Here is a 13,935-nt window from a genome sequence, read left to right on the forward strand (position 1 = left end):
AACAAAAACGCCGCTCTATGAGCGACGTTTTTTATCTCGATTTCAGCTAATCGAGCATGTTTTAGTTGAAGTGCACTAACATTTCAACGTCATCTCCTTGTTCTGGTGCTTGAAGAGAGAAGTGCACATAGCCCGCTTCAGTAACAGGAATCGCAAGGTATTCGTTGCTACCTGCATAGTTGGAGACGTACTCGTGTTGCTCAACCGTAGGCCAATGCTCTCTGCTGGCGTATAGATCGACATTACCAGTTTGAGAGTGAGCCGTTAGCCATACACGAATCTCTTCAACACCTTCAGGTACATACACTGCCGCATAACGCTGCTTGTGAACGGTCAGCATTTTTGCTTCACCAGACTCTAATACCACCGGTGCCAAATCGTCTTGCACTTGTGTTGGCGGTGTTTGCGCTTCAACGTCTAAAGCAGCCACAAGATTCACTGAGTCATAGTTATCACGGCCAGTTAAGCTGATGTAGTAACGACCCGCTTTAACGTAACCATCTTGCTCTGGTTCAAACACAATCTCTTCATTGCTACCATCAGCATATTGACTCATTTCGAAATCATAGTAATGCGCGACTTTGTTGTAGCTCATGTAAAGATCCGCATCCCCCGCACCTTCAATAGATACATTAAAGCGAACGGTGTTGGCTGGTACGTCAACGTAGAACAGTTTTTCGCTGTACGCTTCGCCACTGAGTTGAAGGCTTTGGTTCGCCGTCAATTCAGTCACTTGTGCTTCAGGTTCTGTTGGTTCTATTGGCTCTTCTGGGTCAGTACCTGGTTGCTCTGGCTCCACTTCTAACGTATCCAACCAGCGCTCAAACTCTGCGTCATATTGTTGACCTAATGTCGTCACCTGTTGCGCCCACTGTTCAAACTGACCAGTGCGCGACAACGCCAACAAGCTTTCTACGTCTTGCGGATGATTTTCCAGCATGAATCGAACGGCCAAGTAACCCCAACGATAGATACGATTAGTATCGTGAGAATATGTGGTATCAAACACAGTTGAAAGGCTCAGTTTACCGCCTGCAATCAGTTCGATCGCCGCTTGGTAGCCTTGTTTGTAATGCATGTATTCAGCAAAACCTTCCAGCCACCACACGATATGACCGTGGGCTAAGTTATCACTGAATGAGCCGTACTGGTTAAATCGCGCATCCAAATAGTGCGTGTACTCATGCTCTAGATTCAAGATCGATAAATCTTCGCCATTCGCATAGCGATAAGCCACGAAACGGGCGGTATTGTCCGCTTTTGATGGATTCCCCTCAAGGTACTGACCACCGTTGTCCGTTGTATTACCAAACAGGAACGAAGAATAATCAACGTAGCTGTCGTTACTAGCAAACACCGCCACTTCAACACGGTCATTCAAGTCATCAGCAACAGGTTGATTGCCCGTATTCGCCACTTGATGGAAGTCGGCTTCTTTCGCAGCCAGTACTTCACACGCTTTCGCAGCTTGAGTATCGGTTAGATCTTCAGAGCGAATGATGGCAGGTCCCTGACACTCAAAACGATTTGGCATCACGCGCGCTGCTAGATCTTGCTTCGCTTGATCTAGGTCCAGACCGTTTAAACCTTCAGGTGCGTAGTAGCTCATCATCTCTACGGCAGCAAGCCACAGTTTGTCATGCTCACTGCCCAATGGGTAACGCTGCATCACTTGTTGCATCACAACCAAGGCTTTGCGTTTGGTCTCCTGATCTGGGCTCGCAAGCAAACGACCAGTTTCACGTAATGCATTGAAAACAATAAAGCTCGCATCCGTATCCAATGCCCAAGCGTTATCAGATGCGAATCTCGCTAATGTATCAATATGGTGAGTATTGTTTGCCATGTAGCGGTAGAACTCATCGTTTGCTACATGACCTGCCATAGAACGGAACAAGTTGTTTAAACCATCGACCCATTGCGTGTCCTGCGCGGTTTCACGGTTAAAGTGCATCAACGCGGCCATCATGCTATCCATGGTCAGCGGCAACTGCTTCACGTTATCAACCATCAAAGTCAAGCTCTTCATTGCGCCAACTTGTTCACGGCCTTGATCCAAAGCATGAGGGTTGTTAAGGAATAGGTTCGTCGACTGAGCAAAACGCTGACTCAACGCTTGCGAAAACTCAGGTGTACCAGTGCCAGCATTGTAACGAACGTAGTATGCAGCACGAATAAACTCGCCCAGATTTTCTAGAACACGAGCTTGCTCTGCTTCTCCACGATAGCGGGCAATTTCTTGATCCAACGCGACTTGGATACGGCTTAAGCTCGCTTCGCTGTAAATATCGTTCAGCGTTGCGGAAGGAGCTGAAAACCAAGCGTGGTAGCAATCATACTCTGCACCAGAAACGGCAGCAGCCAAGTCTCTCGATTGTTGTAAATCAGCAACAGCGCACTGGTTTTGTGCAAAAGAGAAGCTAGAAACACTCGCTAGCATACAAGCAAGCGCCAAACGATGGCGCGGGAAAAAACGGATATGAGACATAACAACACTCATTGATTATTAACATACATTGAGTGGGGTTTATATTCTTTACAGCTCAAACAGTGAAATCAGTGTCATAAAATTTATGAAATCGCTCCCAAAAATAGGCTTTTTACTCTAAATTTATGGGATCAATCCCAACCCAAGTTTTCTCACAATTATCAATAAAAACATTAATTTACATTTTTCTAAATAACGACTTTATGAGGAAAATTGCCCTTAAACGCCCCCCTTAACTCTTCCAGATAGAGTTCACGACAATCAAAGGTTCTAAATTAAATTTTGATGCTTGATACCATCTATTTTTATTTGTGACTCATTCCTAATAAGTCATCGAGTGCATATCAAAAGGTTGGCATTAATGGTAAATTCTCCGCCAAATCAAACACATTTACTCCTCGAGTCATTGATGAGTGAATAAAGCAGATATTTGGCTAGGGATAATACATGTCACTTTGGGGATTTTTGGGAGCGGGGATTGCCTACTTCATGACAACGTTTGCCTTTGTTTTTGGCGGCATTTTTTGGTTATGTGCTGAAGGTAATACATTAAGAGAAACAAAGCGCCAATCATCAATAATGTCCGGGGTTATTGCTTGTACTATTGGAACTTGGGTGCTTGCTTTTGGTGTTTACGTTTACGGTTACTTTTGGGATAACTCTTCTCACTATTATTTTTATTTGCTCGCTCCATGGGGACTTGCCATTTTTGGGGTAAAACTTCGTAACCGCTGGGTTAAGCAATACGCGCGTGTAAAACACGCAAAAGAAGAACAGTGGCAAAAGCGCTGGCGAGAATTATTAGGGGAAGATACTGAAGATCTTCCACCATATCCACATGATTACGAGCTCTACTCGGGCATTTGGCAAGCCAATGACGCGCTCCGAGAACAGTGCTTTGCAGCGCTTCCTCACGGGAAAGCAGTCTACGAGAGAGTGAAAGCCTTCCAAACGATGGCCTCCCCCGCTGGTGACATAAACAATCAAGTTTTGCTGAGTAAACTCGATCAACTAGAGGATGAAATCATTCAAGTTCTTGAGCAACACTCGCAAAAGAAAGTAAGCATTGAAACTGGCTCAGGTACTTTACGCAAAGAGTCAAAACGCAATGTTTATCACCATGAGAATGGCCCAACAGAAGAGCAACTGTACGACTCAATCAACCTCCAACATGATTTGGATCGAGAGCTACGCAACATTATCTATGATCGGCTCGGTTACGATGGTGAAGATGAGTACTTTTTCCTCCAAGCGCCACTCGAAGAGCTTACCGAGAATGAAACCGCAATCAACTGGATGCTCTGGGGTTTAGTAAGCGACCATTTTGCTGTTGACCCATACCAAACGGCGTTGGATCTCAGCCTAATGAATGCGGAACCAAGATGGGGCCAAAATGAACGGTTTGTAATTATGACAACGGCGGTCTAATTAAAAATACGTAGGTACATGTCTAAGTGCATTCACCTACTCATCAACCGTGGTTTTAATAACAATCTTCAACCATTTTCTGGATCATTTTAATTAATGGGTTGTGCTTCTCAGTCTGCCGACAATAAAAAGAGTAAGCAATATTAAAATTTACATTATTTGGATAAGGAATGATTTTAAAGTTATCACTTAAATAACGCTTAGGTAATTGAATAGCGATTTTTGATTGCTCAGCGATGTCCAATGCCGATTTCAATTTATCCACACGGATTTTGTACGAGATATCTCTTCGGCTTTCGGCTGGTAATATCTCCTCATATCGGTAACTGAACTCATTCCAACTCGGCACATCAATGAAAACAAAAGGTATTTTTTTGAGTTCATCCCATGTGTCTATTTGATGCTCTTTGTGAACAACTGCAACTATCTCATCCGTTTTTATCGTTTTTTGATAAATATCTTTCGGTATACGTTCATTTTGTAAATGAATAGCGCAATCTACATCTCCTTGTAACAACGCCTCTAAACTGTCTTGATTCCAAGTAGAAAGTTTTAATTTTGCTTTTGGAAATTTTCTGATTAACTTGGGATACAAGCAGGCGACGACTCGTTCATATTCCGCATCCGTTATCACGATATGAATCAGTTCACGATATTCTAGAGGCTCAAACTTTATCGGTTTATTCACCACATTAACTAACTTTAAATAAGACGCTTCTAGTTCAGGATAAATTTGTTCCAAATAATACGAAGGTTCAAAACCATTTTTTGTTTTAACAAATAGTACTTCGGAAAACTCATTACTTAACTTAGCGACATCTTTACTGATTGCGCTTTCGGATTTGCCTATGATCTTCGCCACAATTCGCATGCTTTTGTGCTTCTTCAATAAGATCAGCAAATTAATCAAATTTAAATTCACCCTATTTTCCATTTTGTCACACTAGGTATTCCGTGAATGATTAATTTTCACACTCTACACTACTTCGGTCTTCTTTACCTAGATGAGAACCGATATGACAGTAGAAAATCAGAACGTCACGGGTATTTATTCACCAAAACTACAACTTCCTAAGCTCGGTCATGATGTTTATCGCTTCCATGCTGTATCGAAGCCTGCTGCATCACGTTGTAATTTAGATTGCACCTATTGCTTTTACCTACATAAAGCATCGTTATTGGAGCAAACCCATCAAGCAAAAATGAGTGATGAAACGCTAGAACGACATATCCAACAATACATTGAAGCGCAAACTGGCGATGAGGTCATATTCACTTGGCAAGGTGGCGAACCCACACTTATGGGATTAGCTTTTTTTGAAAAAGTAATCGCACTGCAAAAGCGTTACAAAAAGCCTAAACAAACCATTCTCAATGATCTGCAAACAAATGGCATCTTGCTTAACGAGACGTGGTGTAAATTTCTAAAAAAACACCAATTCTTAGTCGGAATTTCCATAGATGGTCCAAAGCATCTTCACGATCAACACCGCTTAAGCGGCTCAGGAAAGTCTTCGTTTGACAAGGTGATGGCGGCAGTTCGTTTATTAAAACAGTTTCAAATCGAGTTCAATGCGTTATGCGTGGTCAACCAAGACAACGGCGCTTTCCCATTAGAAGTTTATCGTTTTCTCCGTGATGATGTGCAACCTCGAGTCATTCAGTTTATTCCTTGTGTAGAACCAAAAGAGTTTGCGCATAACGCTCCAATAAAGTGGGATGAAGAGACGCTCATTCAAATCGGCAACCCAGCATTAGCACCTAAACAACAAGATGCTTACGTAACCGAATGGTCTGTTGGCGCAGGACAATGGGGAACGTTCTTAACTGCCATCTGGGACGAGTGGTTTCAGCATGACTTTGGGAAAGTATTCATCGACCAGTTCGAGAACGTAATTTCACAGATGTTTGGCTATGGCGCCCAAAAATGTGTTTCCGCTGAGTTTTGTGGCAAGGCCGTTGCTATTGAGCACAACGGCGACATCTATTCTTGCGACCATTTCGTCTACCCCGAATATAAGCTTGGCAACATCACCAACACTCACATGGGCGATTTGGTGTTTTCAAGCAAGCAACAAGCTTTTGGCACATCCAAAACCAACGACTTACCGTCCGATTGTCGTCAGTGTTTCTTTCTGTCTCTCTGTTTTGGCGAGTGTCCTAAAAACCGTTTTACCAAAACCACAAAAGGTGAACCAGGGCTTAATTATTTGTGTCCTGGCTTAAAAAAATTCTATAGCAAAGTGGTTAACCACCACGCTCCACTCCAACAACGTCTACAACTCTAAGGAACCTTTATGAAAACCAAAATAAAGCCCGTGGTCGCCCTCACCAGCTTGATTATGTCAGCTTCAGGTTACGCTGCGCCCGCGCATACAATTGACCGCACTGTGCTACCTATCCAACAAACGGCCGAATTCAATGGTCAAGTTGGTAAGTCCTTTGATCAATCCAAATCGGATTACCCCCAACCTATTAAGGCGCCAGCAGGCGCTCCTAACGTTGTGGTGATCATGTTAGATGACTTGGGCTTTGGCCAAGCAGGTCGATTTGGTGGCCTTATTCCTACACCGAATATCGATAAGCTAGCCGCGCGTGGTGTGACCTACAACAACTTCCACACCACTGGTATCAGCTCCCCAACTCGTGCGGCCTTGCTCACTGGGCGTAACCACCACCAAGTTGGCTTTGGCACAATTTCTGAACTCTCTACAGGCTTTCCGGGTTACAATTCTATCTGGCCAAAATCAGTAGCTAGCATTGCAGAAGTACTGAAAGATAATGGCTATAGCACCAGCGCATTTGGTAAATGGCATAACACGCCAGACTGGGAAACTTCTCCAGCTGGACCATTTAAACAATGGCCGACAGGTCTTGGTTTCCAACATTTTTATGGGTTCCAAGGGGGGGAAACCAGTCAATGGGAACCTCAACTTTTCAACGATACAACCCCAGTTGAACTTACCAAAAAGCCCAAAGATGACTATCAGCTCAACGAGGATTTGGTCGATAATGCGATTAAGTGGATAGACCAACAAAAATCGATTGCACCTGAGAAACCATACTTCACTTATTTTGCACCGGGCGCTGTCCACGCTCCACTTCACGCGCCAAAAGAGTGGATTGACAAGTTCAAAGGCAAATTCGATATGGGCTGGGATAAATACCGTGAGGAAGTCTTCGCGCGTCAGAAAAAAATGGGCATCATCCCACAAGACACCCAACTTACCGCTCGACCAAAAGAAATCGAAGCATGGGATGGCCTGAGCCCAGACCAGAAAAAACTGTATGCGCGACACATGGAAGTCTTTGCAGGGTTTCTAGCCTATACCGATTACGAAGTGGGTCGACTTCTCGATAAAATAGAAAGCATGCCAGACGCTGACAATACCATGATCATGTATATTGTAGGCGATAATGGTGCGAGTGCCGAAGGCTCTCCAACGGGCACAACCAACAACGTTATGACACAGAATGGCGTGCCAGATACTGTTGAATCTCAATTAAAATACATGGATGAACTCGGGAATGAAAAGCATGAAAACCATTACCCAGTTGGCTGGGCATGGGCAGGTTCCACCCCGTTCAAATGGATGAAACGCGTCCCTTCTCACTTTGGTGGTACTCGCAACGGCTTGGTGGTTTCATGGCCTGCGAAAATTAAGAATACGGGAACGATTCAGAGTCAATTCCACCACGTTGTGGATATCACACCAACCATTCTTGAAGCAGCAAAACTGCCGGCGCCAACAACGGTTAACGGCGTGAAGCAAAAACCAATGGCTGGCACGAGTATGATGTATACCTTCAATAATCCCGAAGTGAAATCACACCGCACTGTTCAATACTTTGAAACCGGTGGTCACCGCGCAATTTACAAAGATGGATGGGTAGCCGCCTCATTCCACGGGGTTCCTTGGCAACTTAGTGGTTCAAAAGGCTTTAACGATTCTAAATGGGAGCTTTACAACGTTGAGAAAGACTTCTCAGAAGCAGTAGATCTAGCCGATAAAATGCCAGATAAACTGCAAGAAATGATCAAGGAATTCGACAAACAAGCTGAGATCAATGAAGTCTACCCTCTTGATGACCGATTTGCAGAACGTTTCACAAATGCAGAACGTCCATCACTAGAAAAAGGGAGAACGAAGTTTAGCTATACTGCAAATGTCACTCGTATACCTGAAGGCTCCGCCCCAGATGTCTATCAGCGCGACCATCGTATTGATGCGTATGTGACCACTCCAAAAGAACAAAAACCTAATGGTGTGCTTTTAGCAATGGGAGGAAGTGCCGCAGGTCTTTCCCTCTACCTGGACGATGGTAAGTTGGTATATGGTTATAATTACTTTGGCAAAAACTATTATACCATTGCATCGCAAACTACTATTCCTAATGGAAAATCAAAGCTATCTGCAATCTATACTCAAAAACCATTCCAACGACTGAAAGACACAACCGGAGGAACGGTAGAATTATACATTAATGATAAAAAAGTAGGTTCTGGTGCTGTTGATCACGTTGTCCCTGTACGTTTTTCTGGTACAGAAACTTTGGATATTGGTGTCGATTTAGGAGCTCCTGTGATGCCTGCTTACACAGAAAAAGCGCCGTTCAGATTTAATGGCGAGATTGAGAAAGTGGACCTAGAGATCGCACCGACTCAACCAATAATTAAATAATGGACGAACAATGCCAACTTCTCATGAGTTGGCATTCACTTTTTATTATTAGCACAAAAAATCATGCATTCCCCACCGCTTTACATGAAATAACTGCCACTATGAGTGCCCTATCGTCCAATCCTTTATATTCCAAAGGTCAAAACATAATGGATTTTAACTTAATCAATACCTTTCTTGTTGTCGTTGAATACAAGTCTTACACCAAAGCGGCGGAACACTTGGGATTAACACAACCTGCAATTAGTGCCGCGATGAAACGGCTAGAACAACTCACCAACAAAACTCTTTTTGTTAGAAAAGGGCGAAACATCGAGTTAACCTCTACCGCTCACCATTGGATTCCATTATTCAGACAGGCATTAGCCATGATCAACGATGCCGTTGTCGAACAAGCTACATTTCAGGTATGCTGCACCGAACCATCTTTTCCCAGACTGACTGCATCTCACAACTTTTCTCTTCGTTGCGCACCGGTTTCTCACCCCTTTTTGCTCGACGATCTTCGCTTACATAAAGTGGATCTGGTTGTCGACACTCTCCCCGTCAGAGAAACCTCTTTTGAGAGTCAATCAGTGTACAAAGAACCTGCCGTGGTGATTTGTCGCCAAGGACACCCACGCATTACTGGCAATACATTCAACGCATCGATGTTTTATGCAGAGCAACACTGTGTACTAGTTGATACGCACAATCACGCCGTGAACCTTGGTTGGACAACGAACGATCCTGTGAAAAATTTACACATTCGCATGACCACTACCTCGCTATCTGGGATGGTACTGAGCGTATCTAAGTTAGACTGCCTTGGCATCTTACCATTATCTTTTGCTCGAGAGTGGCAAGATGTCCTCAAACTACAAATATTGCCTTGTCCGATCAATAATCAACTTATTGACTATAAGATCATTTATCATAAACGAGATGAGTACAATATTGCTCACAAAAACCTGAGGCGACATATTCATGATGAGCTAATCAAAAATTTTGATAGTGACTAAACTGCGAGTACTCCATTTCGATCCCCCTATTCTGAAACCACCCTCGCGTTGGTTAACTTAGCCAATAAGCCGCCAACGCGATCACGCATTTCACGTCTGTCTACAATCATATCTAATGCACCATGTGCTAATAAAAACTCACTTCTCTGAAACTCGTCTGGTAACTTTTCACGTACCGTTTGTTCAATAACACGCCTTCCCGCAAAGCCGATGCTTGCTTTAGGCTCACCAATATTGATGTCTCCCAACATGGCTAAACTCGCCGAGACGCCACCATAAGTTTGGTCCGTCAATACTGAGATATAGGGTAATCTGTACTCAGATAAGTGGTTTAACGCGGCGCTGGTTTTTGACATTTGCATTAGTGCTACCAAAGACTCTTGCATGCGCGCCCCTCCGCAAGCAGAAAAACACACTAGCCCAGATTTTGTATTAATCGCAGTTTCAACGGCGCGGACAAATTTCTCGCCAACCACCGCCCCCATCGAGCCAGCCATGAAAGAGAATTCAAACGCACAAGCTACAACAGGCAAGCCTAGTAACTTCCCCTGCATCACAACCAAGGCATCTTTTTCTCCAGTCGTTTTCTGCGCGATGGCAATTCGCTCTTTATATCGCTTTAAGTCTTTAAAACCCAAAATATCCTGCGGTTCCAACTCACTTGCCAACTCTTGCTGTGTTCCATGATCCAGAAAAGCGTTCAACCTTTGACGTGCAGCCATTTTCATGTGATGAGAGCACCTAGGACATACTTCCAAATTCTCTTTTAATGCCGCGCGATAAAGTATTTGTTCACATTCAGGGCATTTTGTCCAAACGCCCTCAGGAATAGACGCTTTGCGCGAACCTATTATATTTTTATTCTCAAATAACCTTTCTAGCCAACTCATGAGTACCTCATTATTTATCACCTCGTAGCAGGACATCTGCATCGTTTGCCCGCTCTGACTTTTAAATAAAATTGTATGCTACTCAGTATGAGGATAAAGTGGGATATGCTGGCTTGATAATCCAATAAAGTGGGACAATAGAATGTTTGATGACGTCGACCAAATCTGGTTAAAAAGTTTTCACTGTGTGTATGAAAACAACAGCTTTAAGCGAGCCGCTGAGTGTTTGAATATACCAACATCGAATGTCAGCCGACATATTGCCCTGCTTGAAGAAAAGTTAAACATCAGGTTGTTCAATAGAACGACAAGGCGAATGACGCCTACCGAGGCTGGAGAAGAGCTCTATAGCAGCACTCGTCCATTATTAGAACAACTCAACAACGCGCTAGAAACCGTGACTCGCCACTCGCACACTGTAACAGGAGAGCTACGTATTCTTATGCCAGACACACCTATACTGGCCAAAGCGGTTGTCACCTTTTGCACGCAATACCCGTCAATCTCTTTGTCTTGCGATACAACGCTAAACCCTAAAGATGATGTTATTGATAGCTTTGATGTCATTTTAAGTTTTCATAGAGGGACTTTGTCTGACAGCAATTGGGTAGCAAGGGAAATAAAACGCTGGCCCAGTGCTATTTTGGCTGCGCCTCAACTGCTTAATAAGTGCGGCCGTCCTTACAAAATCACGGATTTAAATCATGTTCCCTGTATCACGACACTTACCGCAGTAAATGGTGCTCCCTGGGTGTTTAAAAACCCCGACGGAGGTCATATTACGCAAACAGTACAATCCTCGTTCAAAGTAAACAGTGGCCATCTCGCTAAATCTGGCGCGTTATCAGGGCTTGGATACGCAATACTTCCAATAGAGTCATGCAAAGGCGAGATCGAGAGCGGCAAGCTTGAAGTCATCCCTCTAGAATACGAACCTGAAGATTTAGTGCTTTATGCGTTTTACTCTTCTAGAAAGCACTTAGCCAAGAAAATCTCTATGTTTGTTGAGCACTTAAAACAACACGCGAAACTTAACGCCTAGTTAATCACTAATCATTTATCCCAATAATTATAAAAACTGACATAGTAGAGCAATTCGACATGCGATTTTCTCAAATAAAAAAGCCAGCAATCGAGATTTACTGGCTTTTGCAAAAGGATTTCCGTTGGCGTTTAAATTCTAAACGCTCCTACGTGACGATCGAGAGTTCTCGATAATTCCGCAAGTTGTTGACTTGATTCTTCCAATTGCTCACTCGCCGTTAGCGCGTTTTTCACGGAGTGACTGACGGTATCCATATTCATGTTAATTTCATTTGCTACCGTCGATTGCTGTTCTGTTGCCGTTGCCACCTGAGTATTGATATCCAAAATAGTGGTCACTTGATCTGCAATTGCCTCTAGTGCTTGTCGAGCGAGCTCCGTTTCTGCAGTGCCTTCTTCAATTAGGGTTCTACTATTACTCATTGAATTAACCGCACTTTGGGCTTCGGTTTGCAACTGATGTATCATATTGTCAATTTCATCAGTGGACTGAGCCGTTTTAGTTGCAAGGTTACGGACCTCGTCTGCCACTACGGCGAAACCTCGTCCGGCATCACCGGCGCGCGCTGCTTCAATAGCGGCATTTAACGCTAGTAGGTTCGTTTGCTCAGAGATCCCTCTAATGACTTCGAGAATACTACCAATCGACTGAGTGTTGTCCGCAAGACTTACGATAATATTGGAAGTACTGTTCATCTCGTTTTCAAGATTCGTCATCGCCGTCTTGGTGCGTTCTAGCGTCTTGTAGCCATCTTGAGTCTCATTACTTGCCGTGCTCGCAGCACTTGCTGCACCAGCAGCATTTGACGCGATTTCGTTGACGGTCGCGATCATTTCGTTCATAGACGTGACAACCAGCATGGTTTGCTCATTCTGCTCCTGCCCTCTTGCAAGCGCTTGTTGAGATTGTCCACGCAGCGCAACAGCAGAACCATTCAGATCCACACCAGTATTTACAACTTGTGTAATGATTTCATGTACCTTGCCAACAAACACGTTGAACGCCGAAGAAATTTGTGCGACTTCGTCATTACCTTTTGCTGGTAAACGAACCGTTAAGTCTCCGTCACCTTTCGAGATGTCTTGCAACGCCTCCTTAAGCGCAGATAGCGGTCGCATCAGTTTGTTGAGTAGCAGCGATAGAGCCAAAACACACAGAACGAAGATCACCACCATGGAAATCAGTTGGGAAGTAATAATTCCATTCGTCGCTTGGCTTACTTCTGTAATAGGAATACCAATATCAAACGTACCGTACAACTGACCATTCACGTAGATCGGCGCCATGATATCAAACACCCACACTTTCTGGACGTCGGCATACCACTTTGAATACTGTTGTACACCCTTGGTTGCACCTTCAACGGTGTAGTTATCATTGTAGGTTTTATTTAGCTTTTGCTTATCACTGTGAGCAACCGCCGTCACATTGCGATCAATTACGACTGCATAGCTTACGTCTGAACGTTGTTTCAAACCCTCAACGAGCGATTGTAAGTCTTGCATTGGATTGGCTGAGTTCTCCAAAATATAACTTGCATTTCCTGCTAAAAACTCAGCTTGAACTTGGGATTTGTTTAAGATGATGTCATCGATTTTCTGACTCGAAATTAGGTACGTTGATGCCATACTTGCTACGACAGCAATACCAAACATGGCGCAAACGGCTAATAAGATGATTCTTTTCATTTTAATTGTCTCGGTACAATTCAATGTGATGCTCACGACAGAGCGTTAAGCCTTTCGCCTCTTATAACCAACACAAACTGTATTTTTAGCCTGTCTGGCAAAGCTAGACGTAACTTTGTAGCCACTGTATCTGCCTGATTACCGATAACTTTAGAATGAAGGAAGAAAAGTCTTCAAAACGTCACATTTCTACGAGATTTGGCTGAAAGACAAGAGAGCAATCGCTAACTTCAAGTAGGCGGCCACACTAGCATCGAGCGTTAAAAAAAGAGTTCTAGTTAGAGCCTTGAAAATATAAATAAGCGAGCGCTTCGACCTATATTCTTACAATTCTCCTTTGCTCAATTAAGTTAATTCTATTCCAAATTCTTTGATAACGATGGTCACAATAAAGAAACAAACGATTGAAATAATGGCGCAAATTCCCAAAGAGAACCAAAACGAATATCGGCTCAGTAAGAAAGGAAAAACTAGAAACATCGGCAATGTAGGCAGTACATACCAAAAAGTATAAAACGCGTGGTTCGCGAGCTTTTCCTGACCTTGCCCTTCAATATACATCCAAATCAAAGCTAAAATAGTGACCGTCGGGAGCGCGGCAATCAGCGCTCCCGCTTTATCACTTCTCTTGGCAACTTCAGATATCAGCACCACTATTCCTGCGGTTAACGCGTACTTAGTAATCATCCACAACATGAAAGAGCTACCTTTAA

Annotated in this window: 10 protein-coding genes; 5 read left to right on the forward strand and 5 right to left on the reverse strand. The window is 43.6% G+C overall.

The window, feature by feature from the left end:
* Positions 1 to 61: 61 nt before the first annotated feature.
* On the reverse strand, positions 62 to 2,488 hold the full coding sequence (locus tag L3V27_RS05560) for a M9 family metallopeptidase (RefSeq protein ID WP_237311238.1): 2,427 nt from the start codon (positions 2,486 to 2,488) through the stop codon (positions 62 to 64).
* A gap of 447 nt (positions 2,489 to 2,935) precedes the next feature.
* Here L3V27_RS05560 and L3V27_RS05565 point away from each other — a divergent pair, with 447 nt between their 5' ends.
* Positions 2,936 to 3,916, forward strand: coding sequence for a hypothetical protein (locus L3V27_RS05565; protein WP_237311239.1), 981 nt, complete (start codon positions 2,936 to 2,938; stop codon positions 3,914 to 3,916).
* A gap of 55 nt (positions 3,917 to 3,971) precedes the next feature.
* Here the strand turns inward: L3V27_RS05565 and L3V27_RS05570 are convergent, their stop codons facing one another.
* Positions 3,972 to 4,838, reverse strand: a complete 867-nt coding sequence (locus L3V27_RS05570; RefSeq protein WP_237311240.1) for a LysR family transcriptional regulator — start codon at positions 4,836 to 4,838, stop codon at positions 3,972 to 3,974.
* Between the two features lie 94 nt (positions 4,839 to 4,932).
* Between L3V27_RS05570 and L3V27_RS05575 the strand changes: the two genes are divergently transcribed.
* The 3 genes from L3V27_RS05575 to L3V27_RS05585 all read left to right on the forward strand — a co-directional run bounded on the left by L3V27_RS05575 (position 4,933) and on the right by L3V27_RS05585 (position 9,599).
* On the forward strand, positions 4,933 to 6,204 hold the full coding sequence (locus tag L3V27_RS05575) for an anaerobic sulfatase maturase (protein ID WP_152814022.1): 1,272 nt from the start codon (positions 4,933 to 4,935) through the stop codon (positions 6,202 to 6,204).
* A gap of 9 nt (positions 6,205 to 6,213) precedes the next feature.
* Positions 6,214 to 8,598, forward strand: coding sequence for an arylsulfatase (locus L3V27_RS05580; protein ID WP_237311241.1), 2,385 nt, complete (start codon positions 6,214 to 6,216; stop codon positions 8,596 to 8,598).
* 149 nt (positions 8,599 to 8,747) lie between these two features.
* Positions 8,748 to 9,599 (forward strand): LysR family transcriptional regulator, encoded by an 852-nt coding sequence (locus L3V27_RS05585; protein ID WP_152814026.1) that lies wholly within the window; start codon positions 8,748 to 8,750, stop codon positions 9,597 to 9,599.
* A gap of 26 nt (positions 9,600 to 9,625) precedes the next feature.
* Here L3V27_RS05585 and accD read toward each other — a convergent pair whose 3' ends face one another.
* Entirely contained in the window at positions 9,626 to 10,489 is an 864-nt protein-coding gene (gene accD / locus L3V27_RS05590; protein ID WP_237311242.1) for an acetyl-CoA carboxylase, carboxyltransferase subunit beta, read from the reverse strand.
* Positions 10,490 to 10,631: 142 nt separating this feature from the next.
* Between accD and L3V27_RS05595 the strand changes: the two genes are divergently transcribed.
* The gene (locus L3V27_RS05595) at positions 10,632 to 11,531 is read left to right on the forward strand and encodes a LysR family transcriptional regulator (RefSeq protein ID WP_237311244.1); all 900 of its coding nucleotides are present in this window, start codon (positions 10,632 to 10,634) and stop codon (positions 11,529 to 11,531) included.
* Between the two features lie 131 nt (positions 11,532 to 11,662).
* On the opposite strand, the gene L3V27_RS05600 is transcribed toward L3V27_RS05595, so the two are convergent.
* The gene (locus L3V27_RS05600; protein WP_047008423.1) at positions 11,663 to 13,222 is read right to left on the reverse strand and encodes a methyl-accepting chemotaxis protein; all 1,560 of its coding nucleotides are present in this window, start codon (positions 13,220 to 13,222) and stop codon (positions 11,663 to 11,665) included.
* Between the two features lie 345 nt (positions 13,223 to 13,567).
* Positions 13,568 to 13,918: a DUF3147 family protein gene (locus L3V27_RS05605; protein WP_005392525.1), complete on the reverse strand. Its 351-nt coding sequence runs from the start codon at positions 13,916 to 13,918 to the stop codon at positions 13,568 to 13,570.
* Positions 13,919 to 13,935 lie beyond the last annotated feature (17 nt).

Origin of the sequence: Vibrio sp. J2-3(2022) (assembly GCF_021725735.1) — a bacterium.
Taxonomy (GTDB): Bacteria; Pseudomonadota; Gammaproteobacteria; order Enterobacterales; family Vibrionaceae; genus Vibrio; species Vibrio diabolicus.